This is a genomic window from Mycobacterium barrassiae, assembly GCF_025822765.1.
Taxonomy (GTDB): Bacteria; Actinomycetota; Actinomycetes; order Mycobacteriales; family Mycobacteriaceae; genus Mycobacterium; species Mycobacterium barrassiae.
Window position 1 is genome coordinate 97,737 of the sequence record NZ_JACKUK010000011.1, and the last position, 25,575, is coordinate 123,311.

Annotated in this window: 26 protein-coding genes and 1 pseudogene; 2 read left to right on the forward strand and 25 right to left on the reverse strand. The window is 66.0% G+C overall.

Annotation, left to right across the window (positions count from 1 at the left end):
* Positions 1-25: 25 nt before the first annotated feature.
* Positions 26-1,138 (reverse strand): Rv3169 family protein, encoded by a 1,113-nt coding sequence (locus H7J93_RS02750; RefSeq protein ID WP_267304762.1) that lies wholly within the window; start codon positions 1,136-1,138, stop codon positions 26-28.
* Positions 1,138-2,271: a phosphotransferase family protein gene (locus H7J93_RS02755; RefSeq protein ID WP_267304763.1), complete on the reverse strand. Its 1,134-nt coding sequence runs from the start codon at positions 2,269-2,271 to the stop codon at positions 1,138-1,140. Before H7J93_RS02755 ends, H7J93_RS02750 begins: the two co-directional genes overlap by 1 nt.
* 45 nt (positions 2,272-2,316) lie before the next feature.
* Between H7J93_RS02755 and H7J93_RS02760 the strand changes: the two genes are divergently transcribed.
* Positions 2,317-2,919 (forward strand): TetR/AcrR family transcriptional regulator, encoded by a 603-nt coding sequence (locus H7J93_RS02760; protein ID WP_267304764.1) that lies wholly within the window; start codon positions 2,317-2,319, stop codon positions 2,917-2,919.
* 1 nt (position 2,920) lies between these two features.
* Here H7J93_RS02760 and H7J93_RS02765 read toward each other — a convergent pair whose 3' ends face one another.
* From H7J93_RS02765 to H7J93_RS02855, 19 genes and pseudogenes are all read right to left on the reverse strand, one after another.
* Positions 2,921-3,700 (reverse strand): SDR family NAD(P)-dependent oxidoreductase, encoded by a 780-nt coding sequence (locus H7J93_RS02765; RefSeq protein WP_267304765.1) that lies wholly within the window; start codon positions 3,698-3,700, stop codon positions 2,921-2,923.
* 40 nt (positions 3,701-3,740) lie between these two features.
* Positions 3,741-4,520: an enoyl-CoA hydratase gene (locus H7J93_RS02770; RefSeq protein ID WP_267304766.1), complete on the reverse strand. Its 780-nt coding sequence runs from the start codon at positions 4,518-4,520 to the stop codon at positions 3,741-3,743.
* A gap of 10 nt (positions 4,521-4,530) precedes the next feature.
* Positions 4,531-6,108, reverse strand: a complete 1,578-nt coding sequence (gene nuoN / locus H7J93_RS02775; protein WP_267304767.1) for an NADH-quinone oxidoreductase subunit NuoN — start codon at positions 6,106-6,108, stop codon at positions 4,531-4,533.
* Positions 6,105-7,673, reverse strand: coding sequence for an NADH-quinone oxidoreductase subunit M (locus tag H7J93_RS02780; RefSeq protein ID WP_267304768.1), 1,569 nt, complete (start codon positions 7,671-7,673; stop codon positions 6,105-6,107). The genes nuoN and H7J93_RS02780 overlap by 4 nt, the downstream gene beginning before the upstream one ends.
* Positions 7,667-9,547 (reverse strand): NADH-quinone oxidoreductase subunit L, encoded by a 1,881-nt coding sequence (gene nuoL, locus H7J93_RS02785; RefSeq protein WP_267304769.1) that lies wholly within the window; start codon positions 9,545-9,547, stop codon positions 7,667-7,669. Before nuoL ends, H7J93_RS02780 begins: the two co-directional genes overlap by 7 nt.
* A 7-nt stretch (positions 9,548-9,554) precedes the next feature.
* Entirely contained in the window at positions 9,555-9,854 is a 300-nt protein-coding gene (gene nuoK / locus H7J93_RS02790) for an NADH-quinone oxidoreductase subunit NuoK (protein ID WP_006245521.1), read from the reverse strand.
* Positions 9,851-10,615 carry an NADH-quinone oxidoreductase subunit J gene (locus H7J93_RS02795; protein ID WP_372507773.1) on the reverse strand — a complete coding sequence of 255 codons (765 nt, stop codon included), beginning with the start codon at positions 10,613-10,615 and terminating at the stop codon, positions 9,851-9,853. Before H7J93_RS02795 ends, nuoK begins: the two co-directional genes overlap by 4 nt.
* Before the next feature lie 2 nt (positions 10,616-10,617).
* Positions 10,618-11,154 (reverse strand): annotated as a pseudogene (nuoI, locus tag H7J93_RS02800) (NADH-quinone oxidoreductase subunit NuoI); the annotation flags it as partial.
* Positions 11,135-12,421 carry an NADH-quinone oxidoreductase subunit NuoH gene (gene nuoH, locus H7J93_RS02805; RefSeq protein WP_267304771.1) on the reverse strand — a complete coding sequence of 429 codons (1,287 nt, stop codon included), beginning with the start codon at positions 12,419-12,421 and terminating at the stop codon, positions 11,135-11,137. The pseudogene nuoI and the gene nuoH, both read right to left, overlap by 20 nt.
* Positions 12,418-14,805, reverse strand: a complete 2,388-nt coding sequence (locus tag H7J93_RS02810) for an NADH-quinone oxidoreductase subunit G (RefSeq protein ID WP_267304772.1) — start codon at positions 14,803-14,805, stop codon at positions 12,418-12,420. Before H7J93_RS02810 ends, nuoH begins: the two co-directional genes overlap by 4 nt.
* Before the next feature lie 102 nt (positions 14,806-14,907).
* Positions 14,908-16,224: an NADH-quinone oxidoreductase subunit NuoF gene (gene nuoF, locus H7J93_RS02815; RefSeq protein ID WP_267304773.1), complete on the reverse strand. Its 1,317-nt coding sequence runs from the start codon at positions 16,222-16,224 to the stop codon at positions 14,908-14,910.
* A complete protein-coding gene (nuoE, locus tag H7J93_RS02820; protein ID WP_267304774.1) occupies positions 16,221-17,090 on the reverse strand; it encodes an NADH-quinone oxidoreductase subunit NuoE in 870 nt (289 codons plus the stop codon). The genes nuoF and nuoE overlap by 4 nt, the downstream gene beginning before the upstream one ends.
* Positions 17,087-18,439, reverse strand: a complete 1,353-nt coding sequence (locus H7J93_RS02825) for an NADH-quinone oxidoreductase subunit D (protein WP_267304775.1) — start codon at positions 18,437-18,439, stop codon at positions 17,087-17,089. Before H7J93_RS02825 ends, nuoE begins: the two co-directional genes overlap by 4 nt.
* Complete coding sequence (locus H7J93_RS02830) at positions 18,439-19,146, reverse strand: NADH-quinone oxidoreductase subunit C (RefSeq protein WP_267304776.1); 708 nt, start codon at positions 19,144-19,146, stop codon at positions 18,439-18,441. Before H7J93_RS02830 ends, H7J93_RS02825 begins: the two co-directional genes overlap by 1 nt.
* Complete coding sequence (locus H7J93_RS02835; RefSeq protein ID WP_267304777.1) at positions 19,143-19,697, reverse strand: NuoB/complex I 20 kDa subunit family protein; 555 nt, start codon at positions 19,695-19,697, stop codon at positions 19,143-19,145. Before H7J93_RS02835 ends, H7J93_RS02830 begins: the two co-directional genes overlap by 4 nt.
* Complete coding sequence (locus tag H7J93_RS02840; RefSeq protein WP_267304778.1) at positions 19,688-20,059, reverse strand: NADH-quinone oxidoreductase subunit A; 372 nt, start codon at positions 20,057-20,059, stop codon at positions 19,688-19,690. Before H7J93_RS02840 ends, H7J93_RS02835 begins: the two co-directional genes overlap by 10 nt.
* A gap of 163 nt (positions 20,060-20,222) precedes the next feature.
* On the reverse strand, positions 20,223-20,624 hold the full coding sequence (locus H7J93_RS02845) for an Rv3143 family two-component system response regulator (RefSeq protein WP_267304779.1): 402 nt from the start codon (positions 20,622-20,624) through the stop codon (positions 20,223-20,225).
* Between the two features lie 17 nt (positions 20,625-20,641).
* Positions 20,642-21,175 (reverse strand): YceI family protein, encoded by a 534-nt coding sequence (locus tag H7J93_RS02850; RefSeq protein ID WP_267304780.1) that lies wholly within the window; start codon positions 21,173-21,175, stop codon positions 20,642-20,644.
* 12 nt (positions 21,176-21,187) lie between these two features.
* On the reverse strand, positions 21,188-21,583 hold the full coding sequence (locus tag H7J93_RS02855) for a nuclear transport factor 2 family protein (RefSeq protein ID WP_267304781.1): 396 nt from the start codon (positions 21,581-21,583) through the stop codon (positions 21,188-21,190).
* 52 nt (positions 21,584-21,635) lie between these two features.
* Here H7J93_RS02855 and H7J93_RS02860 point away from each other — a divergent pair, with 52 nt between their 5' ends.
* A complete protein-coding gene (locus H7J93_RS02860; protein WP_267304782.1) occupies positions 21,636-22,280 on the forward strand; it encodes a class I SAM-dependent methyltransferase in 645 nt (214 codons plus the stop codon).
* A 52-nt stretch (positions 22,281-22,332) separates the two neighbouring features.
* On the opposite strand, the gene H7J93_RS02865 is transcribed toward H7J93_RS02860, so the two are convergent.
* Genes H7J93_RS02865 through H7J93_RS02880 form a run of 4 tightly spaced genes read right to left on the reverse strand, consistent with a single transcriptional unit; the run spans position 22,333 to position 25,509 of the window.
* Positions 22,333-22,689 (reverse strand): DUF6285 domain-containing protein, encoded by a 357-nt coding sequence (locus H7J93_RS02865; protein ID WP_267304783.1) that lies wholly within the window; start codon positions 22,687-22,689, stop codon positions 22,333-22,335.
* Positions 22,686-23,642: a phosphotransferase family protein gene (locus H7J93_RS02870; protein ID WP_267304784.1), complete on the reverse strand. Its 957-nt coding sequence runs from the start codon at positions 23,640-23,642 to the stop codon at positions 22,686-22,688. Before H7J93_RS02870 ends, H7J93_RS02865 begins: the two co-directional genes overlap by 4 nt.
* The gene (locus H7J93_RS02875; RefSeq protein WP_267304785.1) at positions 23,639-24,877 is read right to left on the reverse strand and encodes an acyl-CoA dehydrogenase family protein; all 1,239 of its coding nucleotides are present in this window, start codon (positions 24,875-24,877) and stop codon (positions 23,639-23,641) included. Before H7J93_RS02875 ends, H7J93_RS02870 begins: the two co-directional genes overlap by 4 nt.
* 20 nt (positions 24,878-24,897) lie before the next feature.
* Positions 24,898-25,509 (reverse strand): TetR/AcrR family transcriptional regulator, encoded by a 612-nt coding sequence (locus H7J93_RS02880; RefSeq protein WP_267304786.1) that lies wholly within the window; start codon positions 25,507-25,509, stop codon positions 24,898-24,900.
* Positions 25,510-25,575: the final 66 nt, after the last annotated feature.

Sequence of the window (25,575 nt, forward strand, 5' to 3'; positions counted from 1 at the left end):
ACTGGCTACACCGAAATCGCAGCTTTTAGGGCGCGACGGTGAGCCAATCGGCGAAGCCCGACGGGTCGTGCCGCCCCAGCGCGCCGTGCTCGAACAGCCCCCAGCCCTCGACGGACTTGCCGCCCTCGGTGCAGACCGCCCGGCCGACGTGGTCGATGACGCCGAAGCCCGCCCGGCCGACGATCGCCGGGTCGGTCATGTCGTAGGTGAGGCGCTCGGTGAACTTGTCGCCCTTCCACATGCCGTGCAGCCAATCGGAATCACCGCCGTAGCCGCCGCCGACGTGGATCGGTACCGGCAGCTTGGACTCCACGTCGAAGTGGACGGGGGAGCCGTCGGCCGCGGTCGCGTCGATGGTCGCACCCGTCGGAATACGCGTGCCCGACGTGTAGTGGATCTTCACCCGCGGCCAGCCCAGCTGCTCGACCCGGCCGTCACGCCACACGCGCGTGACGTCGTTGAGGCTCCGGAACCCGTTCGGCTCCTCCTGGATGATCAGGCAGATCGCGAAGTCGTCGAACGCCATCGGCACGTACAGCCACCACATGCCTTCGAACGGCGGATGCGCGGGCCTGCCCGCTGGCTCGGGTTCGCCGATCGGGCGGATGCCCCATGACCGGTCGCGGCTGCCGATCCACACATCGGGGTCGACGGCGATGTCCTCACCATCGATCGAGATCACCCCGCTCCAGCTGCCCACCTGCGCGAAACGCTGCGCGTCCAACGTCACTCGGGTTCCCGAGCGCAGCACGTGACGCTGTTCCTGGATCGCGTCGAACAGCCTGTTCCAGGTGAGGTCGACCGCGATGCCCTCGGTTTCCTCACAGATGATCCGGAGCCGGTGCAGCGGTTCGCCGACCTCGACGCGATAGCCCAGCACGTGCTGGTTGAGCCGATCCTGATCGATGCCGTCGCTCAGATGCACGGCTGTCTGGGTGTCGCCACGCCGCACGAGCACGAACGCATCCTTGACGCCCAGGTTGGGGTAGTAGCCGATTCCGGTGATCAGGAAGATGCCGCCGGTGCGGTCGTGGGCGTTGAAATACGAACGGTCATAGAAGTTGCGGTCCGACGCACCTGGCCAGGAGATGGGTTGGGGCAGTTGATGAATCGGGAATTCATCCGTGGGTCCGAGCATCAGGCATCATCTCCGATGAGTCGTTTGAGTACCGAGCCGTGATAGAAGAGCGATTCGACGTCGTCGGGCGCCTCCATCTCGCCGAACCGCACCCGCCGGGCGGTGGTCCGCATGAAGACGCAGCACCAGATCGCACCGGAGTAGACGTAGAACCAGGTCAGGTCACCCAGTTCGACCCCACTGTGGTTGGTGTAGGTGGCCTTGACGTCCTCCTCTCGCATGACATGTGGCAGCCCGGGCAGCCCCGCCAACCCGGCGAGTTCCTGAAAGACCATGTGGGCGAAGATGATCCATGCGACGTCCATTTCCCGCGGGCCAAGGGTGGCCATCTCCCAGTCCAGGACGGCTGCGGGTCGGAACCCGTCGTACAGCACATTGCCGATGCGCGAGTCGCCCCACACCAGCACCGGGTCGGTGGCTGCGACATCGGCGGGCCAGTTGGCCTCCAGCCACTCCAGGGAGCGTTCCACCAGCGGGGAGCGGCCGATGTCGGGAACGGCGAAGTCGTACCAGGACTTCAGCCAGTTGAGATTGCGCCGCAACGCATTCGCATCCGATCCGTCGTTCAAGAAGCCGAAGGTGTTTTCGGGCTCGGGAATCGCGTGCAGCTTGGCGATCACCTCGACGGTGGCGTCCTGCAGCTCGCGCTGGCTCTCCTCGGGAGCGTCGGCAAACCAGTTGCCGCCGAACGTATACGGCATCACATCCGGCGGTACGCGGCCCTCCACGAAATCCATCAGGAAGAACTGCGTGCCCAGCACGGAGCCAGTGGATTCCAGCCAACGCACCGGCGGGACCGGCACATCGGTCTTCTCGCCGACGATGCGGATCACGTCGAACTGGTGGTCCATGCGGTAGGACGAGAACACCGGCACGTCCTGCGCGGCGGGGGCGACCCGCGCGACCCACTTCTGTTCGCGCCGTTCGCCACCGTCGTCCCAGCGGCCGGTCAGGATGATCGTCTCCGAGGACATGCCGTTCGCGTCGACACCGCTCTCCACGGTGATCTCGGGTGCGACACCGCCGGGCAGCACGGTCGACAGCCATTGCGACATGAGGCCCGGCAGGGTGGTGAGGTCTCGGCTTGAGTGTTCTAGGCGGCTGACATCTTCGACAGCCGGTTCGCTTGGCATCAGATAGGTCCTTCGGCCGATAATTACGATACGATGCGTAGCGTTATGAAAGCAGACCGTTCGGTCCTTGACAAGACCCCTGGCGCAGGGCGCCCACGGGATCCGCGGATCAACGCTGCCATTCTGCGCGCGACCTCGGAATTACTGGTGGATGTCGGTTATTCGAACGTCACGATGGCCGGCGTTGCGGAGCGGGCGGGCACCACCAAGACAGCGTTGTACCGGCGGTGGTCCAGCAAGGCTGAGCTGGTGCACGAGGCGGCGTTTCCCGCTGCGCCCACTGCGATCGAGACCCCGCCCGGCGACATCAAGGCGGACATCCGCGCGATGATCGACGCGGCCCGCGCAGTGTTCAACAGCCCGCTGGTCCGCGCCGCGCTGCCGGGGCTCATCGCCGATATGTCCGCTGACGCCGAGCTCAATACCCGTGTGCGGGAGCGCTTCGACGACGCGTTCGCCGCCGTGCGTACCCGGCTGGCGGACGCGGTGGTACGTGGTGAGGTGCACGCCGATATCGATCCCGACCGGCTCGTCGAGGTGATCGGCGGGGCCACCCTCCTCAGATTTCTGCTGCGGCCCGACGAGCCCCTCGGGTCCGACTGGGTCGACCAGACCACCGCCATCATCGTGCACGGCGTGGTCGCCTGATCTAGCTCGGCAGCAGCGGCGTCCTCGGGCCGAGATACAACCCGCCGTTCACATCGAGTGTCTGGCCGGTCACCCATCGACTGTCGTCTGAGGCGAAAAATGCGACAGCATCGGCGATTTCGGACGCGGCACCGATTCGATCCAGCGCCGTGATCTCAGTGAAGCCGGTCGGCGCGTCGTCGCTGTCGTGCAGCCACGAGTTCATGTCGGTGTCGGTCACGCCAGGCGCGATGTTGTTGACGGTGATCCCGCGCTCGCCAAGCGCATTCGCCAACGACCGCCCCAGGACGTTGAGTGCGCCCTTGGTCATCGAGTAGACGATCTGCGGCGTCGCGAACCAGGTGACGCCGGACGAGATGTTGATGATGCGGCCGCCGTCGCGCAGCAACGGCAGCGCGCGCTGGGTGATGAAAAACGGCGCGCGGACGTTGATGGCGAACTCCCGGTCGAACTGCTCGGGCGTCGCCTTGTCGATGGTGGGCTCGGCGGTGGAGATCGCCGCGTTGTTGACCAAGATGTCGAGCGGACGGCCATCGAGTTGCTTCTCGAGCGCACCGAACAGGGTGTCCACGTCACCGTCGACTCCGAGGAGTGCACGAACCGCGAACGCCTCGCCACCAGCGGCGCGGATGGCTTCGATGGTTTCGGCAGCGGCGGTGTCATTGCTTCCGTAGTGGACGGCGACCAGCGCACCGTCGGCTGCCAGTCGCTGTGCGATCGCGCGACCGATTCCTCGCGATGCGCCGGTGACAAGTGCGGTTTTGCCCGTCAATGAGGTCATGTACGGCCACAACCGAGGTCAGCTGCCGGCTATTCCCCGTCTATTCCGGGTCCTCGATCTGGCCCTTGTTGCGCTCGGTCACTGCGCGGAACCGATCGCCGAGTCCTTCGAAGTCGCGCTGCTGCGCGAAAGCGATCTTCTGCTCGGCCGCCAACGCGGGCTCGATGACGGGCGCGGCGCCGGTCGTGTAAATCTCCTTGAGCCCCAGCATGGTTGGGCCGGGGACCTCGGCGATCTGTGCGGCCAGCTCGATAGCCCGGTCGACCAGTCGATCGTGGGGGACGACCTCGGTCACCAGCCCGATACGTTCGGCGCGTGCCGCGTCGACGACCTCGCCGGTCATCGACAGGCGTCTGGCCATCCCGAGCCCGACGAGTTGGGGAAGACGCGCGGTCATGCCGCCGCCGGGCAGGATGCCGACCCGGGCGTGGGTGTCGGCGAACACCGCCCGCTCGGAGGCGATCAGGAAGTCGCAGCCGAGCGCCATCTCGAGGCCACCCGTGAACACCGGCCCGTTGATCGCGGCGATGATGGGGGTGCGCATCGTGCCGGTGACCTCGATGCAGCTGTGCTCGCGGAACTCCGCGAAGTACTCGGTGCCGTGGCGATGTGCTTCCTTGAGGTCGACGCCCGCACAGAACGCGGGGTCGGCCCCCGTGAGGACCACCGCCCGCACCGACTCGTCGGCGTCGGCTTCGACCAGGGCGGCGTAGGACGCCTTGACGAGGCCGCGGCTCAACGCATTCCGGGCCTCTGGCCGATTGAGGGTCAGCACACGGACCGGGCCGTGGTCGGCGACGAGGACGAGCGGCGACGTCATGACGACGAAGCTAGCGCAGGAACTGGTTGGCGTTGTTCGCCAGGTCCAGCAGCGGCTGCGGCAGCGCGCCGAGAGCGAACGTGACGGCCGCGGTGACCGTGACGACCGCGGTGCTCAATACGCTGGGCACCACCACCTGAGGCGCATCCTCGGGTGGCTCGGTGAAGAACATCAACACGATCACCCGCACGTAGAAGTACGCGGCGACGGCACTGGCCAGCACGCCGACGATGACCAGCGGGATCGCACCGCCCTCACCCGCCGCCTTGAAGACGGCGAACTTGCTGACGAATCCGCTCGTCAACGGGATACCCGCAAACGCCAACAGGAACAGTGAGAAGACCACCGCCACCACGGGATACCGCCGGCCCAACCCGGCCCAGCGTGCCATCGCGGTGTCCTCGTCGCCGTCGGCATTCCGCACCAGGCCCACCACCGCGAAGGCGCCCACCGTGCTGAACCCGTAGGCGAACAGATAGAAGAGGGTCGACGACAGCCCGGCCTCGTTCTCGGCGATCACACCGGTGAGGATGAAACCGGTATGCGCCACCGCCGAATACGCGAGCATGCGCTTCACATCGGTCTGCGTTATCGCGGTGACGGTTCCGACGACCATCGTCAGGATCGCGATCGCCCACAGCACCGGACGCCAGTCATCGCGCAGTTCCGGCAACGCCACGTAGAACAGTCGCAGCATCGCGCCGAACGCCGCGATCTTGGTGGCGGCGGCCATGAACGCGGTGATCGGTGTCGGGGCGCCCTGATAGACGTCGGGAATCCACGAGTGGAAGGGCACGGCCCCGACCTTGAACAGCACGCCCACCAGCAGCAGTCCCGTGCCCATCAGGGCCAGCGAGGTCTTACCGGATCCGGCCGCCACGACGCCGGCGATCTCGCGCAGATCCAGCGTCCCCGCGTAGCCGTACAGCATCGCGGCACCGAACAGGAAGAACGCCGATGAGAAGGCGCCGAGCAGGAAGTACTTCAGCGCCGCTTCCTGCGAGAGCACACGACGTCGACGCGCGAGACCGCACAGCAGATACAACGGCAGCGAAAGCACCTCGAGCGCAATGAACATCGTCAGCAGATCGTCGGCGGCTGGGAACAGCAGCATGCCGCCGACGGCGAACATCGTCAGCGGGAACACCTCGGTCTGAATGGCGCCGGCCTTGGTGGCGAGCTGCTCGGCAACCGCGCCTGGAATCGCGGACGCCTGCGGTGTGAATGCATCAAGCCCGCGGAATCCCTTGCCTCCCTCAACTTCTGCACCGACTTGGCGCTCGGCGATCAGCATGATTCCCAGCACCGCGACCAGCAGGATGGTGGCCTGGAGGAACAACGCTGGTTTGTCGATCGCGACGGAACCCATCACCGCTGTGCGGCCAACCGTGCCCTCCAGGCCGAGTGCGAGATCCACGACGGAGACCAGCGCGGCGACCAGTCCGACGAGGGCGAGCACCAGTTGCGCGGCGTACCTGCGCTGCCGCGAGACGAACGCTTCGACGAGCACACCCAGGATGGCGACCCCGAACACGATCAGCATCGGAGACAACAGGTCGTACTCGACGACAGGAGTGGGCAGATTCATCGCGTCGGTCCTTCTGCGAACTGAGGCACCGGGTCAGGCTGATCGATGGTGGTCAAGGTGTGGGTGACCGCCGGATTGATCACATCGAGTGCGGGTTTGGGATAGACGCCCAGCACGATCAGCAGCGCGATGAGCGGTGCGACGACAAGGATCTCGCGGGGAACGAGATCCCGCAGCTTGTCGTTGCCCTCCTTGACCGGGCCGCCCATCATGCGCTGGTACATCCACAGGATGTAGACCGCGGACAGCACCAGCGCTGTCGACGCAAACACGGCGAATGCCGGGTAGCGGGTGAATGTGCCGATCAGAACCAGGAATTCACTGATGAACGGCGCCAACCCGGGCAGCGACAGCGTCGCCAGACCCGCCACCAGGAACGTGCCCGCAAGAACCGGCGCGACCTTCTGTACGCCGCCGTATGCCTCGATGAGGCGGCTGCCCCTGCGCGACACCAGGAATCCGGCGATCAGGAACAGTGCGGCCGTCGACAATCCGTGGTTGACCATGTACAGCGTCGAACCGGACTGACCCTGGCTGGTCATCACGAAGATGCCGAGAATTATGAAGCCGAAGTGGGAGATCGACGTGTAGGCGATCAAGCGCATCACGTCGGTCTGGCCGATCGCGACGATTGCTCCGTACACGATTCCGATCACCGCCAGCGTGATGATGATCGGCCGGAAATACATTGACGAGTCAGGGAACAACTGCAGGCAGTACCGCAGCATGCCGAACGTGCCGACCTTGTCCATGATCGCCATCATCAGCACCGCGCTGGCCGGGGTGGCCTCGACAGCCGCGTCAGGTAGCCAGCGGTGGAAGGGCCACAACGGTGCCTTCACCGCGAACGCGAACATGAAGCCGAGGAACAGCAGGTGCATCACGGCCGGGTTGACGACGAAGGCGCCGCTCGACACGGCGGCGACGATCGCGCGGAAGTCGAAGGTGCCGCCCTCGAAGGCATCGCTGCCCGCGGTCACCACGTACAGGCCGATCACCGCGGCGAGCATGACCAGACCGCCGAAAAGGTTGTACAGCAAAAACTTCACCGCCGCCTTCGACCGGCCCGCGCCGCCGAACCCGCCGATCAGGAAGTACATCGGGATCAGCATCGCTTCGAAGAAGACGTAGAACAGCAGCACGTCCAGCGAGGCCAGCGACATGATGACCATGCCCTCGACGGCCAGCGTCAACGCGAAATACGCATGCGTCGAACGACCACCCCAGGCGGCCTCGTCACTGACGTCGTTCCAGCCGGCGATCAGCAGCAGCGGAACCAGCACCGCGGTGAGGCCGACGATCGCGAGCGCGATGCCGTCCAACCCGAGGATGTAGCCGGTGCCGAACGACGGGATCCAGCGGTGCTCCTCGACGAACTGGTATTGCTCGCCGCCGGGATCGAAGTTCACCGCGAGCAGCACCGTGATGGCCAGCACCACAACAGAGACCGCCAGTGCGAGCCACTTGGAGGCGGCGCGCATCGACGCGGGCAGCAGGATCACGATCGCCGCACCCACCGTCGGCACGGCCCACAGAATCGTCAGCCAGGGGATCGAGGTCACCACAGCTGCACCGCCAGGATCGCGCCGACGACCAGTACCGCGCCGGCCAACATCGACAACGCGTAGGAACGCGCGTATCCGGTAGCCAACAGTCGCAAGCCCTCCGATGAGCGGGATACCAAGGCGGCCAACCCGGTTCCCGCGCCGTCCACTGCCTCGTCGTCGATTTCAACCAGCCCCTTGGTGAGCAGCTGACCGGGCCGCATGAGGAGCTCTTCGTTCAGCGCATCGCCGTAGAGGTCCCTGCGCGCCGCGACGGTCAGTGCCGAGCCGACTGGAACCTCCTCGGGCACCGGGCGGGTGGCGTACATGCGGTAGGCGATGGCGATGCCGACGGCGACCACGGCCAGGATGATCGTGGTGACGACCCAGACCGGGGCGACGTGGTGGATCTCATGGGTGCCGACGACGGGTTCGAGCCAGTGCTCGAGTGTGCCGCCGATCGCGAACGCGGCGCCGGAGCCCACCGAGCCGATGGCCAGCAGGATCATCGGCCAGGTCATCACCGCCGGTGATTCGTGCGGATGCGCGTCGGGAGCCCAACGCTTCTCGCCGAAGAACGTCATCAACATGACGCGGGTCATGTAGAACGCGGTGATGCCCGCCCCGAGAATCGCGGCGCCGCCGAGGATGTAGCCCTTGACGCCGCCGGCCCCGAGGGCGGCTTCGATGATGCCGTCCTTGGAGAAGAACCCGGCCAAGGGTGGGACACCGATGATCGCCAGATACCCCAGCCCGAAGGTGGCGAAGGTGATCGGCAACGCCTTGCGTAGGCCGCCGTAGCGGCGCATGTTGACCTCGTCGTTCATCCCGTGCATGACCGACCCGGCGCCGAGGAACAGCCCGGCCTTGAAGAAGCCGTGGGTCAGCAGGTGCATGATCGCGAACGCATATCCCGCCGGCCCAAGACCCGCGGCCAACACCATGTAGCCGATCTGGGACATCGTCGATGCGGCCAGCGCCTTCTTGATGTCGTCTTTGGCGCAACCGATGATCGCTCCGAACAGCAGGGTCACCGCACCGACGATCACCACCCCCAACTGCGCATTCGGGGCGAGGTCGAACACCGGCCCCGATCGCACGATCAGGTACACACCTGCGGTGACCATGGTGGCGGCGTGAATCAGCGCCGAGACCGGGGTGGGGCCCTCCATGGCGTCGCCCAGCCAGGACTGCAGCGGCACCTGCGCGGACTTCCCGCACGCGGCGAGCAGCAGCAGCAGACCGATCGCGGTGAGCACGCCGTCGGTGGCACGCGGCGCGGCGGCAAAAACGCCTGCGTAGGAAATGGTTCCGAAATAGGCGAACATCACCATCAGCGCGATGGCCAGGCCCATGTCGCCGACCCGGTTGACGACGAACGCCTTCTTCGCCGCGGTGGCCGCAGACGGCTTGTGCTGCCAGAACCCGATCAGCAGGTAGGAGGCCAGACCCACGCCTTCCCAGCCGACGTAGAGGCCCAGATAGTTGTCGGCGAGCACCAGCAGCAGCATCGCGGCCAAAAACAGGTTGAGGTAGGCGAAAAAGCGCCGCCGGCCGGGATCGTGGGCCATGTAGCCGACGGAGTAGATGTGGATCAGCGAGCCCACACCGGTGATCAGCAGCACGAAGCACATCGACAGCTGGTCCAACTGCAGTCCGAAGTCGACCTGAAGCCCGGCCACCGGTACCCAGGAGAACAGGGTTTCTGTCACGGTGCGGTGTTCGGCGTCGCGGCCGAGCATGTCGGTGAACAGCACCGCGCCCACGGCGAACGAGGCCAGTGAGGCCGCGCACCCCAGCAGATGCCCCCAGGCGTTGGTGCGTTGCCCGCCCAACAGCAGTATCGTCGCGCCTGCCAGTGGCAGGGCGATAGTGAGCCACACAGGTATTGTCATCGCGCTCTTAGTGTTTCAGCAGACTGGCATCGTCGACCGAGGCCGACCGGCGGGTACGGAAGATCGTCATGATGATCGCCAACCCGACCACCACCTCACATGCGGCCACCACCATCGTGAAGAACGCCACCATCTGGCCGTCGAGGTGCCCATGCATGCGCGAGAACGTCACGAACGCCAGATTGCAGGCGTTGAGCATCAACTCGACACACATGAACATGATGATGGCGTTGCGCCGCAACAACACTCCCGCAGCGCCAATAGTGAACAACAACGCAGACAGATACAAATAGTTATCGGGATTCATTCGTCTTTTCCGCCGCCGTTTGTCTGACTCACGGTTCGTTTCTGCAGTAGTGCGCTGACCGACAGTTCGGAAGGCGATCCGTCGGGAAGACGAGCCGCCATGTCGACGGCGTTGTTGCGTGCGTACACACCCGGATTGGGCAGTGTTGTCGGATGGCCGCCCCGCTTGAAGCGCTCCTGAGCCAGTTCGCGCTGCGTCTTGCGGCGTTCGAAGCGTTCGCGGTGGGCCAGCACCATCGCGCCGAGGGCGGCGGTGATCAGCAGTGCACCGGTCAACTCGAACGCCCACAGGTACTTGGTGAAGATCAGCGCGGCCAGGCCCTGAACGTTGCCCCCGGCGTTGGCCTGGGACAGGCCAACAAAGCCGCCGACGGAGACGCTGCCGATACCGGCGATCAGGAGGACGCCGAATCCCAAGCCGACCACGATCGCCGCAACGCGTTGCCCCCGAATGGTTTCCACCAGCGACTCCGAGAGGTCGACGCCGATCAGCATGAGCACGAACAGGAACAGCATCATCACCGCGCCGGTGTAGACGACGATTTGGACGACGCCGAGGAAAAGTGCGTCCTGCGCGATGTAGAAGACAGCCAGCACGATCATCGTGCTGGCGAGAAACATCGCCGAGTACACGGCTTTCCGCGCCACGACCACACCGATCGCCCCCGCGAGTGCCACGGCGCTAAGCACCCAGAACAACACCGCTTCTGTCGTTGAGGTACGACCGGCTACGTCGGCGGCCGCTGACGCGAGGAAGTCCACCGTCACGTGACGTCCTCGGTGACGGGCTTGATGTTGCCGAGGTAGTAGTCCTCGTCGGTGCTTCCCGGCGCCATCGGATGCGGTGGGGGAAGCATGCCGGATTTCAGCGGGGCGAGGAGTTTGTCCTTGCCCCAGATCAGGTCGGCGCGGTTGTCGTCGGCCATCTCGTATTCGTTGGTCATCGTCAGCGCACGCGTCGGGCAGGCCTCGATGCACAGTCCGCACCCGATGCAGCGCAGATAGTTGATCTGGTACACGCGGCCGTAGCGCTCACCGGGGGAGAACCGCTCGTCCTCGGTGTTGTCTGCGCCCTCGACGTAGATGGCGTCGGCGGGGCAGGCCCACGCGCACAACTCGCAGCCGATGCACTTCTCCAAACCGTCGGGGTAACGGTTGAGTTGGTGCCGACCGTGATAGCGCTTGGCCACCGGGCCCGGCTTCTCCGGATACTCCTCGGTGATCCGCTTCTTGAACATGGTGCCGAACGTGACCCGAAAACCCGCGATCGCGTCGAGGAACTTAGGCATGCGTCTTCTCCTTTGAAGACTTCTCCTTCGGGGACATCTCCTTCGAGGACTCCGTCGTGGAAGCCTGTGTGGCCGTCCCCGGCAGGGGCGGGATCGGGAACACGCTGGAATCCAGCACCTGCTCGGGAACCTTGCGAATCTCCCTGCGGCGCAACCGTCTCCACAGCCCGACCAGCAGGAGCAAGCCGACCACGACGGCGACGGTGATCAGTCCCGTGACGAGCTGGTCGACGCCGTGGTTGCGCAGGCTGCGCGCGGACGACACGATCACGATCCAGGCCAGCGAGACCGGAATCAGTATCTTCCAGCCCAGCGCCATGAACTGGTCATAGCGCATGCGGGGCAACGTTCCCCGCAGCCAGAAGAACACGAACATGAAGCCCCAGACCTTGGCCGTGAACCACAGCAGCGGCCACCAGCCCGTGTTGGCACCGTCCCACATGTTGATGGGCCAGGGCGCGTGCCAGCCGCCGAAGAACAGCGTGGTCGCCAGCGCCGACACCGTGAACATGTTGACGTACTCGGCGAGCATGAACATCGCGAACTTGATCGATGAGTACTCGGTGTGGAATCCGCCGACGAGTTCACCCTCTGCCTCGGGCAGATCGAAAGGCGCCCGGTTGGTTTCGCCGACCATCGAGACGAGGTAGATGATGAACGACGGCAGCAACGGGAAGATGAACCACAGACCCTGCTGGGCGGCCACGATGCCCGACGTCGACATCGTGCCCGCGTAGATGAAGACCGCCGCGAACGACAGCGCCATCGCGATCTCGTAGGAGATCACCTGGGCGCTGGAACGCAGCCCGCCCAGCAGTGGATAGGTGGACCCGGAAGCCCAGCCGGCCAACACGATCCCGTACACCCCGATGGACGTGGCGGCCAGCACGAACAGCACCGCCACCGGCATATCGGTGAGCTGCAGTGCGGTGCGATGTCCGAACACAGACACCTCGCCGCCCATCGGGATCACCGAGAACGCGATGAACGCGGGGACCACCGAGATGACCGGCGCCGCAAGGTAGATGAACTTGTCCACCCCGGCGGGGATCAGTCCCTCTTTGAGCGCCAACTTGACGCCGTCGACCAGCGACTGCAGCAATCCCCACGGCCCGACGCGGTTGGGCCCCGGTCGCATCTGCATGTAGCCGAGGATCTTGCGCTCCATCAGGATCGCCACTAGCAGTGACAGCATCAGGAACGCGAAGATGGCGACGGCCTTGATGAGGATCAACCACCACGGGTCGTGGCCGAAGAGTGTGGGATCGGGATGAGTCATCGTTGCGTCCGTCCGATCGAGACGACGGTGCCAGGAGTCACTCCGAGCTGCCGGTAGACCGCAGATCCCGGCGAGTTCAGCGGCAGCCACACGACGCCGTCGGGCATATCGGTGATCGAGAGCGGCAACGTGATCTCGCCGCGTTCCGAGCGCACCGTCACCAGATCCTCGTCGGCGACGCCGATCTGGGCCGCCGTGGCGGCCGAGAGTCGTGTGACAGGCTCACGGGCCGTACCGGCGAGATGCGGTTCGCCGTCCTGCAGGCGACCTTCGTCGAGCAGCATCCGCCAGCCGGCGAGCACTGCCTGACCCGTGCCGGGCTGCGCGGGCTGGGACGGCGGCACCGACGGAGCGCTCGGCCGTTCGCCGGCCCAGAGTCCCAGCCGCGCCATCTCCTCGCCCGCGACCAGAGCCGTTGGCACGTTCAGGTCGTAACCGAGCTCGTCGGCGAGGAACGACAACACCCGCCGGTCGGGTATGGCGTTGGTCTGCAGCGCCGCCTCGAAGGGTCGAATCCTGCCCTCCCAGTTGACGAACGCACCGGCCTTCTCGACGACGGGCGCCACCGGGAAGACCACGTCGGCACGTTCGGTGACCGCGCTCTCGCGCAATTCGAGGCTCACCACGAACGGCACGGCATCGATCGCCGCGAGGGCGCCGTCAGGGTCGGGCAGGTCGGCTACTTCCACACCGCCGAACACCAAGGCCCCCAACTCACCCGCGCGGGCGGCGTCGAGGATGGCGGCGGTGTCCCGTCCGGGTGTGCTCGGTAGCTCGGAGACATTCCATCCGGCGGCGGTCTGTTCGCGCGCGGCGGCATCGGCGACCGGCCGACCGCCGGGCAGCAGGCCGGGCAGTGCCCCGGCCTCCAGCGCGCCGCGTTCACCGGCACGCCGCGGTATCCACGCGAGTCGCGCGCCGGTTGCGGCGGCCAATCTGCTTGCGGCAGAGAGCGCTCCGGGTGAGGTGGCCAACCGCTCCCCGACGAGGATGATGGCGCCGGGAAGCGCCAGCTGGGTGTCGTCGGCGAGCCCGTCGAGCGCTGCGCCCTCACCGCCGGGCACCGTCGCGACCAGCTGTCCGCGCAGCTTGCCCAGCGACCGGGTGGCGAAAGGTGCGATCGCCTTCACCTGAAGCCCGTGCTTGCGGACGGCCTTGCGCAGCCGCAGGAACACGATCGGCGCTTCCTCTTCGGGCTCCAGACCCGCCAGCAGCACCGTCGGCGCCTTCTCGAGGTCGGCGTAGGTGACCGTCATCGGCTGCCCGGCCACGTGTGCGGCGAGGAATTCGGCCTCCTCGGTGCTGTGTGCGCGGGCGCGGAAATCGATGTCGTTGGTGTGCAGCACCATTCGGGCGAACTTCGAGTAGGCGTAGGCGTCCTCGACCGTCAGTCGCCCACCGACCAGCACCCCGGCGCGGCCGCGGGCGGCGCCGAGTGCCTCGGTTGCGACGATGATGGCCTCCGACCACGACGCCGGCCGCAGCTCACCGTTCTCCCGGACCAGGGGAGTGGTGATGCGATCGCCCTGGGTCGTGTAGGTGAAGGCCCACCGCCCCTTGTCGCAGTTCCATTCCTCGTTGACCTCTGGGTCGTCACCGGCCAACCGGCGCATGACTTTTCCGCGGCGGTGGTCGGTGCGCTCCGCGCAGCCCCCGGCGCAGTGTTCACACACGCTGGGACTGGACACCAGGTCGAACGGCCGGGCTCGGAAGCGGTACGCCGCACCGGTAAGCGCGCCGACAGGGCAGATCTGCACGGTGTTGCCGGAGTAGTACGACTGGAACGGCTCGCCGGGCGCGATGCCGACCTGTTGCAGCGCACCGCGTTCGAGCAGATCGATGAACGGGTCACCGGCGATCTGCTCGGAGAACCGGGTGCAGCGCGCGCACAGCACGCAGCGTTCCCGGTCCAGCAGCACCTCGGAGGAGATGTTGATCGGCTTGGGGAAGGTCCGCTTGACGTCCTCGAACCGGGTTTCGGCGCGGCCGTTGGACATCGCCTGGTTCTGCAGCGGGCACTCACCGCCCTTGTCGCACACCGGGCAGTCGAGCGGGTGGTTGATGAGCAGCAGCTCCATCACACCCTGCTGCGCCTTGTCCGCAGCCTCGGACGTCAGCTGGGTGCGGACCACCATGTCCGGGGTGCAGGTGATCGTGCACGAGGCCATCGGCTTGCGCTGGCCCTCGACCTCGACGAGGCACTGCCGGCAGGCGCCCACCGGGTCGAGCAGCGGATGGTCGCAGAACCGCGGGATCTGGATGCCGATCAGTTCGGCGGCCCGAATCACCAAGGTGCCCTTGGGCACGCTGACCTCGATGCCGTCGATGGTGAGGTTCACCATCTCGACGGCGGGGGCGTCGTGGGCCGGTTCGGTCACGGTCATCTAGACCCCCACCCCTTCCTCGGCGAGCAGACGCCAACTCCCCCCATTTCGCCGCAATACGGGGGTTTTCACGTCTGCTCGCGCAGAGAATCGACCCATCATCTAGACCCCCACCCCTTCCGTTGCCATCAGCGTCGAGGCGTGCGGGTCGAACGGACAGCCGCCGGCCAGGTGCTCGACGTACTCGTCGCGGAAGTACTTGATCGACGACATGATCGGTGCGGCCGCGCCGTCGCCCAATGCGCAGAACGACTTCCCGTTGATGTTGTCGGCGATGTCCAGCAACTTGTCGATGTCGGCGTCCGTACCCCTGCCGGTTTCAAGCCGCTCGTAGATCTGCGCCAGCCAGTACGTGCCCTCCCGGCAGGGTGTGCACTTGCCGCACGATTCGTGCGCGTAGAACTGCGTCCAGCGGCGCACCGCACGTACGACGCAGGTGGTCTCGTCGAACACCTGCAGGGCCTTGGTGCCGAGCATCGTCCCGACGCTGGCCATACCCTCGTAATCCAATGGCACGTCGAGATGTTCGTCGGTCAGCAGCGGCGTGGACGAGCCGCCGGGCGTCCAGAACTTCAGCTTGTGGCCGGCCCTGATTCCGCCGGCGTACTCGAGCAGCTCGCGCATCGTGATGCCCAGCGGGGCCTCGTATTGGCCCGGCGTGGTGACGTGTCCCGACAGCGAGTACAGCGTGAAGCCCGGCGATTTCTCGCTTCCCATCGACCGAAACCAGTCCACACCGTTGAGAAGCACGGGCGGCACGCTGGCGATCGATTCGACGTTGTTGACCACCGTCGGGGAGGCGTACAGGCCCGCTACGGCGGGAAACGGCGGGCGCAGACGGGGCTGCCCGCGACGACCCTCGAGCGAGTCCAGCAGCGCCGTTTCCTCGCCGCAGATGTAGGCGCCGGCGCCTGCGTGCACGATCAGGTCCAGATCGAAACCCGAGTCCAGAATGTTCGTGCCGAGGTACCCGGCGTCGTACGCCTCGGCGACCGCGGCCTGCAGGCGCCGCAGCACCGGCACCACCTCGCCGCGGACGTAGATGAACGCGTGGTGCGCGCGGATCGCGTAGGCCGCGATGATGACGCCCTCGACCAGGAAGTGCGGGGTGGTCAGCATCAGCGGAATGTCTTTACACGTCCCAGGTTCGGACTCGTCTGCGTTGACCACCAGGTAGTGGGGTTTGGCGCCTGCACCCGTGTCGTCCTGAGGGATGAATGACCACTTGGTACCCGTGGGGAACCCCGCGCCGCCACGCCCACGCAGTCCCGAGTCCTTCACGGTGGCGATGAGATCGTCGGGATCCATGGCGAGCGCATGCTCGAGCGCGCGGTAGCCGTCATGGCGACGGTACGTCTCCATCGACCAGGGCTCTGGCTCGTCCCAGAACCGGCTCAACACGGGAGTCAGTGGTGTCATGCTTTCGAATCCGTTGCCTTCGGGTCGGTTTCGGGCTGATTCGGCTTGGGCGGCACCGTGGCCGACGGGCCTGCCGCGGGTTGGTCTTTGGTCGCTTCTGCGGCGACCTTGGCGTCGTCGGGCCCGCTGTGCGAGTCCGTCACCGCCTCGACCGCAGGCGCCTCCATGCCGCGTTCCCTGGCGATGCGCAGCCCCGCGAGGGTGGCGTTCCCGGCGGGCGTCTGCGCCGTGGCCGCCGCCGGATCGGGCAGGCCCGCAAGCACTCTCGCGGTCTCTTTGAACGTGCACAGCGGTGCACCGCGGGTCGGGACGGGTGGTCGGCCTTCGCGCAGTCCGTCGACGAGGTCACGGGCCGACGACGGCGTCTGGTTGTCGAAGAACTCCCAGTTGACCATGACGACGGGTGCGTAATCGCAGGCGGCGTTGCATTCGATGTGTTCGAGGGTGACGCGGCCATCGGGAGTGGTCTCGCCGGCGTGCACACCGAGGTGGTCTTGCAGCGCCTCGAGGATGGCGTCGCCGCCCATGATCGCGCACAGGGTGTTGGTGCACACCCCGACGAGGTATTCGCCGGTCGGGGTACGGCGGTACATCGAGTAGAAGGTCGCCACCGCAGTGACTTCGGCGTCGGTTAGGCCCAACTGCTTGGCGCAGAATCCGATACCGGCGGGGGTGAGGCAGCCGTCTTCGGATTGCACCAGGTGCAGCAGCGGAAGCAACGCCGAGCGGTGGTGCGGATACTTGGCGATGATCGTCTCGGCGTCGGCGGCCAGGCGCGCGGCAACGTCGGCGGGGTATGTCTTGGGGCCGTGGATCGGTGGGCCGGGCTCGTCGGGCCGCTGACCAAGTTCGAGGAACACTGTCACCTGTCCACGCCTCCCATGACCGGGTCGATCGATGCGACGGCGGTGATGGCGTCGGCGACCATTCCGCCTTCGCACATCGCCGCGACGGCTTGCAGGTTGTTGAATGAGGGGTCGCGGTAGTGCACGCGGTAGGGGCGGGTGCCGCCGTCGGAAACCATGTGCACCCCGAGCTCCCCACGCGGGGACTCGACGGCCACGTACACCTGTCCGGGCGGGACCCGGATGCCTTCGGTGACGAGCTTGAAGTGGTGGATCAACCCCTCCATGGAGTGGCCCATGATCTTGGCGATGTGTTCCGGCGAGTTGCCCAGCCCGTCGGGGCCGAGTTTGAGGTCGGCGGGCCAGGCCAACTTCTTGTCCTCGATCATCACCGGCCCCGGATTGGGCACGTCCAACCGGTCGACACACTGGGCGATGATCTTCAGCGACTCGTGCAGCTCCTTGACGCGGATCAGGTAGCGGCCGTAGGAGTCGCAGGCGTCGTCGGTGATGACGTCGAAGTCGTAGGTCTCATACCCGCAGTAGGGCTGGGCCTTCCGCAGATCGTGCGGCAGGCCGGTGGAGCGCAGGACCGGCCCGGTGATCCCCAGCGCCATACAGCCGGTCAGATCCAGATACCCGATGCCCTGCGTGCGCGCCTTCCAGATGAGGTTCTCGCTCAGCAGGTCTTCGAGGTCTTTGAGCCGTGTGGGCATCAGCTTGAGCATGTCGCGGATCTGGGGGATGGCTTCCTCGGGCAGGTCCATCGCCACCCCGCCGGGGCGGATGTAGGCGTTGTTCATCCGAAGCCCGGTGATGGTTTCGAAGATCGACAGGATCTGTTCGCGTTCGCGGAAGCCGTAGAACATCGCACCCATGGACCCCAGTTCCATGCCGCCGGTGGCCAGGGCGACCAGGTGGCTGGAGATGCGGTTGAGTTCCATCATCATCACGCGGATGACGCTGGCGCGTTCGGGGATGTCGTCAGTGATGCCGAGCAGTTTCTCCACCGCCAGGCAGTACACGGTTTCGTTGAACAACGGGGAGAGGTAGTCCATGCGGGTGACGAAGGTGACGCCCTGGGTCCAGGTGCGGAATTCGAGGTTCTTCTCGATGCCGGTGTGCAGATAGCCGATGCCGCAGCGGATCTCGACGATCGTCTCGCCCTCGATCTCCAGAATCAGCCGCAGCACCCCATGCGTGGACGGGTGCTGGGGACCCATGTTGACGACGATGCGTTCACCGGCGTGTGCCGCCGCGTTCTGTTTCGCGGCCTCGACGACTTGATCCCAGTCCTGTCCGCCGACGACGACCACGGTTTCGGTGCCGCCCGATCCAGAAGAACTGGTCGGGTTGTCAGGTGAGTTCATCAGTTGTAGGCCCTCCGCTGATCGGGCGGGGGGATCTCGGCGCCGTGGTACTGCACCGGGATACCGCCCAACGGGTAGTCCTTGCGCTGGGGGTGTCCCACCCAGTCGTCGGGCATTTCGATGCGCGTCAGGGCGGGATGACCGTCGAAGATGATGCCGAAGAAGTCGTAGGTTTCGCGTTCGTGCCAGTCGACGGTCGGATACACCCCGTACAGCGACGGGATGTGGGGGTCTTCGTCGGGGGTGGCCACCTCCACCCGGATCCGGCGGTTGTGGGTGATCGACATCAGCGGATACACCGCATGCAACTCGCGGCCGCGGTCCTCGGGGTAATGCACCCCGCTGACCCCCAGGCAGAGCTCGAACCGCAACCCGGGATCGTCGCGCAACACCTGCGCGACCGCCGGCAATTGCTGGCGGTCAACCTCCAGCGTCAACTCGTCGCGGTAGACGACGACTCGCTCGATCGACTCGGCATAGCCGTCGCCGCCGAGCGCGGCTTCGAGTGTGTCGACCACCTCGTCGAAGTAGCCGCCGTAAGGGCGGGGCGAGCTGCCGGGCAGCGCCACCGGCCGGATGAGACGGCCGTAGCCCGAGGTGTCGCCGGACCCTCTGGCCCCGAACATGCCGCGGCGCACACCGATGATCTCGGGCGGATCGATGTCGGCCTGTGGCCCGGGGCGGGCGCCGTTGTCGTTCTCGCTCACCTCAGCAACCCCTTGAGCTCGATGGTCGGGGTGACCGAAAGGGCGGCCTTCTCAGCTTCGCGGATCGCCTCCTCGCGGTGAACACCGAGCGGCATCTCTTGAATCTTGTCGTGCAGCTTGAGGATTGCGTGCAGCAGCATCTCCGGCCGAGGCGGGCAGCCGGGAAGATAGATGTCAACCGGGACGATGTGGTCGACGCCTTGCACGATCGCGTAGTTATTGAACATGCCGCCCGAGGAGGCGCACACCCCCATCGACAGCACCCACTTGGGTTCGGCCATCTGGTCGTAGATCTGCCTCAGCACCGGCGCCATCTTCTGGCTGACCCGGCCTGCGACGATCATCAGATCGGCCTGCCGGGGAGTCGCCGAGAACCGCTCCATGCCGAACCGCGAGATGTCGAACCGCGGGCCCGCGGTGGCCATCATCTCGATGGCGCAGCAGGCCAGCCCGAAGGTTGCGGGCCACAGCGAGCCCTTCCGGATGTAGCCGGCGACCTTCTCGACCGTCGAGAGCAGGATCCCGCCGGGCAGCTTTTCCTCTAGTCCCATGCCAGACCTCCTCGCCGCCAGACGTACGCGTAGGCCACGAATACCACCACCATGAAGAGCAGCATCTCTACCAGCGCAAACAGTCCGAGATTGTCGAATGCGACCGCCCACGGGTAGAGGAAGACGATCTCGATGTCGAAGATGATGAACAACATCGCGGTCAGGTAGTACTTGATCGGGAACCGCTGGCCCGCCGAGTGCGCACTGGCCAGCTCGGGAACCGGCTCGATGCCGCACTCGTAGGCCTCGAGTTTGCTCTGGTTGTAGCGCCTGGGGCCGACCACCAGAGCAATTCCGACCGACCCGATCGCGAAGGCAGCCGCGACCGCGCCGAGGACCAGTATTGGCGTGTACAAATCCATGCCGAGCAAACGCTCCCTCGTGGGCTGTCGATGTGAGCTTACCCACACCCTAGCGGGCCTGGCGATGAGCGCCACACGTTGGGGTTAGTATGGCTAAGATCACACTTCCGCTGGGTTGGCATGCCGCGAATCGGCAAGCGCGACAGGCGGATTCGTGTGTTTGCTATTGCACGGGTGTGCGCAGAAGCGATACCACCGCATCGCCCAACCGGATCGGGTCGATCGGGTGGGGGACCGCAGCCTCCGCCCGGGACCAACTGGCCAGCCAAGCGTCGTCGGGCCGTCCGGTGAGCAGCAGCACGGGAGGGCAGTCGGCGATCTCGTCCTTGAGCTGCTTGGCGATTCCCATGCCGCCGGTCGGGGCCGCCTCACCGTCGAGGATCACCAGGTCGAATCCGCCCTCGTCCATCTGCCGGATCACCATCGGTCCGGTGGCGACCTCCTCGTACGTCAGCTCCGGGAGGTCAGGGTGCACGCGCTTTCCGAGCGCGAGCTTCACTTGCTCTCGGGTCCTGGGATTGTCGCTGTAGACGAGGACCCGCAGCGGACGCGATGACTCGACCATGGGGCCGATCGTACGGGTTAGTCAGCGTGTCGGAACACGATCTCGCCCGAGATCTTCACAGTGTCCGGGATCATCCCCGCCATATTGCCGTCGACGCCGAAGTCGTTGCGGTTGATCGTCGCCTCGGTCGCCAGCCGCATTCCACCGTCGCCGACCGGCGTCACCTTGGCCTTCAGATTCAGCGGTTTGGTGTCGCCCTTGATCGTCAGCTGTGCACGCAGATCGATGGTGTCGACGTCGACGGCGTCGGCGGCGGTGACCACCACGCTGATGTCCGGGAACTTCTCGGCCTCAAAGAAATCGGCGGACCGAAGGTGGTCGTCGCGTCGGCCGATGCCCGTACGCAGCGATGCGACCTTGATGTCGAGGCGGCCGAAAACCGTTTGGGGAGCTGTGACTTGGCCGTCTCCGTTGAATTCGGTGAAGCGCACCTTGACGGGCAGCGCGCCCCAGAAGGATTTGGCTTTCGCCACGATGGTGGATTGGTCGGGCACGACGGTCCACGCTCCGGTCGACGCCGAATCGCTGAAAAACTCGCTGAGGCTTGCCATGTGGTCTCCTTGTCAGGTCGTCGACTCCAGCAGCGGGGCGATCTCCGCGGGGTCGAAGTACTCGTCGATTCGGGTGATGAGTCCGTTGCCGCCCACTTTGACCACGATGCAGACGCGCATAGCGATCGATCCGCCGTTGCGTCCGGTGGCGTGCAGGATGTGCTGCTGCATGAACCCGCCGTCGATGACGTGGCGTTCCAGGATTTCGTAGCGACGGTCGGTGGTCGTGCCGATGAACCAGTCGATCACCCGCAGGGCCCGCTCCTTGTCGCGGTCGCGGTCGGCCACCTTCCAGACGACGACGTCGTCGTGCCAGAGTGCGGTCACCGCGGCGATGTCGCCGTTGGTGATGGCGCCGAACAGCTGATCGGCGACGTCGACGATCGCCTCGGAGCCGGTGATGTTCATAACCTAGATCTCCCTTGACCTGAAGTCAGGTTGAGGTAGAACCCTGGAACGCATGGATTCCGTACCAACCTTCTCCCGATTTGATGACGCCTACAAGTCCCACACCGCGCCGTGGGTGATCGGCGAGCCGCAACCCGCGATCGTCGGCCTCGAACGCGCCGGCCTGGTACGCAGCAAGGTGCTCGACGCCGGTTGTGGGACCGGTGAGCACACGATCCTGCTTACCCGGTTGGGCTACGACGTACTCGGCGTCGACTCCGCACCGACCGCGATCGAGCAGGCCCGCGCCAATGCGGCCGAGAAGGGGGTCGACGCCCGCTTCGAGGTTGCCGATGCGCTCGACCTCGGCGTTCAGGGGCGCTACAACACCGTCATCGACAGCGCGTTGTTCCACATCTTCGGCGACATCTCCGGCGACGCGGACCGGGCCGGCTACGTCGCGAGCCTGCACGCGGCGTGCGCGCCGGGCGCGCTGGTCCATGTGCTGGCGCTGTCCGACAAGGGTCGCGGGTTTGGTCCCGAGGTCAGCGAAACCGTCATCCGCGAGGCGTTCGGGGGCGACGGCTGGGTCCTGGAGGCGCTCGACGAGACCACTTATCGCGGTGTTGTCCTCGAACCGCACGTCGAGGCCATCGGCCTGCCGGCCGGGTCGATCGTCGACGAGCCGGCTTGGCTCGCCCGCGCCCGGCGGATCTGAGCGATTTGTGTGCATTCGCGAGCGCTCACCGCTCCTCGATGCACACAAATCGCTAGGAATATCCGGGGTGGGCGACATCGAGTCGCCGCCGCACGATCGTGCGCAGCGCGGCCAACACGTCGTCGGCCCGGTCGTCGAGATCGCCGGCGCGGATGGCCATCGCGAGTGCGGTCTCGTCGGGATAGCCCAACTGCTCCAGTGCGGCGGTGACGTCGGTCGCGGGCCCGTCGAGCAGCTCGCGTTCGACGATGCGCAGCACATTGGCGGCGACGCGGGCGTGGAAGTTCACCGCACCCGCTTCGGCGAGTCGAGCGTCGGGACCTGTCGCAGCCCGCACGTCGTTGTCGAGGAAATCGGCGACCGCCGCGACCAGTTCGGCCGCCGTCGGCCGCCCGTACAGCCCGCTCATCGCGGCCCACCTCCCGTCAGCAGATCCAGCACATCCCACTCGGTTTCGGCGACGCGGCGGCCGATCGCGGCCAGCTCCACCGATGGCGATGTGCCCGACAGATGCCGTTCGGCCTGGAATCGGCAGATGACGCCCCAGCGCAGCGTCGCCACGGTCAGCCACCAGCGAAAGGCCTCTCGATCCAACTGGGTACCGGCGGCCTCTTCGTAGGCGGCCAGGAAGCTTTCGACGCTGCCCAGCCCGCCCGCACCCATATCCTCAGGCGCGCCGAACCGCCAGGCACGGATGCAGAACCAGGCCAGGTCCTCGTACACCTCACCGGTGTGCACCAACTCCCAGTCCAGGACCGCCGCGAGTCCGTTCTCGTCGACGATCAGGTTGCCCATCCGGAAATCCCCGTGCACGAGCACATGCGGTGACGGCGGCGGGCGATTCGCGGCCAGCCAGCGGAAGGCCCACTCGAACGTCGCTGTGGTGTCACCCATTTCGTCGAGCCGGTCGCGCCACTCGCTGAGCTGGTCGGACTCGGCCAAACCCACCCCCGTCGGGTCGGCGCGGTGGATCGCCGCCAGCGCCTCGGCGCACTGGCGCAGCAACCGGTCCCGCCCGGCGTCATCGAGCGTGCGGTAGATCCGCCGCACGATCGTCTCACCGGCGATCGCATCGCAGATCAGATACGGATTACCCAGTGCGGCAGAGGAATTGTCGGCCGTCACGATGTGGGGGACCGGGGCGCCGGCGGCAGCGGCGCGTTGCTGCACCGCCGCCTCGAGTTCCATGCTCGCGTGGATGTCGTCGGGCGGACCGGTGCGCAGGATCAACGCCCGCCGCTCCGAGGACACGGCGTCGAACGCCCAGGTCGTTCTGCTGGCCCCACCGGTCAACGCGCGCAGATTCTCGATGACGACTTCGCCCAATGCCGGGCGCAGCACAGCCTCGAGTTGATCCTTCACCGGCGCCCGAATCCGAAGAGCCGCTGCGCCACCCGACGGATCTGAATCTCCTCGGCGCCCTCGGTGATCCGGTAACGGCGGTGGTGACGGTAGATGTGTTCCATCGGCTCGTGACGGCTGTAGCCGACGCCGCCCAACACCTGCATGGCTCGGTCGGCGGCCTCACACACCAACCGGTTGGCGCGATAGTTGGCCATCGACACCTTGTCCGACACCTCCATGTGGTGGTTGCGATCGAGTTCGGATGCGGCATACCGCACCAGCAGACGCACCATCTGCGCCTCGGTCTGCAACTCCACCAGCGGCCACTGCACGGCCTGGTTCACCGACAGCGGCTTGCCGAACACGATCCGTTCGTTGGCATATTCGACGGCGCGGTCGATGCAGTGTTGCGCGGCACCCAGGCTGCTGGCGGCCTGCCGAATCCGGTTCTCGTGCAGGAACGTCTGGCCCACCTCGAGGCCGCGATCCACCTCGCCGAGTATCGCATCGGCGGGCACCCGGACGTCCTTCAGTTCGACCTCGCCGTGGTCGGTCGGCATGTTGAACGTCCACCAGTAGTAGGGGACCGTGAAGCCGGGGGCGTCGGTCGGCACCAGGAATGCGGTGATGCCGCGGGCCTGTCCCGGTTCGCCAGAGGTGCGGGCGAACACGAGATCATGAGTGGCCCGATGCACGCCGGTGTTGAACCGCTTGGCGCCGTTGATGACCCACTCGTCGCCGTCCAGCACGGCAGTGGTTTCCAGCCACGTCGCATCCGATCCGTGGTCGGGCTCGGTCAGCCCGAACGCCATCGACCGCTCACCGGTGATCAGCGCGTCGGTCCACTCCTTCTTCTGTTCCTCGGTGCCGAACCGGTCCATCATGATGACCTGCGGGAAGTTGCCGACGATCGAGGACTCGTCCTGCAGATCGTTGTGCAGCCCGAGTCCCTTGTGCGCCAGGTGCTCCCGGATGACTGCCATATCGATGTTGGTGCCGTCCCGGCCGCCGAACTGCGACGGCAGGCCGTACCGCAGCCAGCCCGCGGCATCGGCGCGCCTGCGCATCTCGCCGAGCAGGTCCTCCCATTCCCGCCGCGGGATGCCGCCGTTCTCCCAGTCGGTGCGCGCATACTCGCGGCGGTGGTCGAAGTACTGCATGTTCTCGCGTTCCAGCGGCTTGATCTCCGCTTCGATGAACGCGTCCATCTCGTCGAGCAGGCCCGGAAGGTGGTCCGGCAGGGTGAAATCCACGTTGACTCCTTTGACGTACTTCAGAACCCGTACAGCGTCTTCTTCCAGATCCTCGACAGTGTGGCGATCGCGTCCTCGTCCCCGATCTCGAGGCCCAGACCGGACGTACCGACGAAAACGGTGGTGAAATTCTCGAACAGCAGCGCGATCGCCGCCGCGGTGTGCTCGGGATTCAGTTCGCCACCGTAGCCCTGTTCCTGGGCTCGGCGCACGGAGGCCGCGAAGATGTCCATCCCGAAGCGGCGGAACTCGTTCTGAACGGCGGCGAATCGCGGCTGCGTCGCTGCGAGCTGCGCAACCGCGATCATGATGCCGATGTTCTGTTTGAAGATGTTCCAGTAGCCGGTTACCACGCCGTGGAAGAACGCGTCATCCTCGGGCGATTCGGGCAGGTCGACGCTCAGGCCCGACGGCGCGACCACGTCGTGCAGAAAGGATTGCGCGAGTGCGGCCAGTAGATCTTCCTTGTCGGCGAAGTAGCGGTAGAACACCGCGGGCGACTTGCCTGCCGCCGATGTGATGTCGCTCAGCGTGGTGCCGTGAAAACCGCGTTCGGCGAACAGTTTGCGGGCGGCCTGCTCGATGGCCTCCCGGGTCTGGCGGCCCTTGGCACTCAGCGTCTCGGCTGGCACGGCTAGGTGTCCGACGAATCTGCGTGCAGCGCCGCATGTAACCTCATGGCGCGATTTCTCCACGAA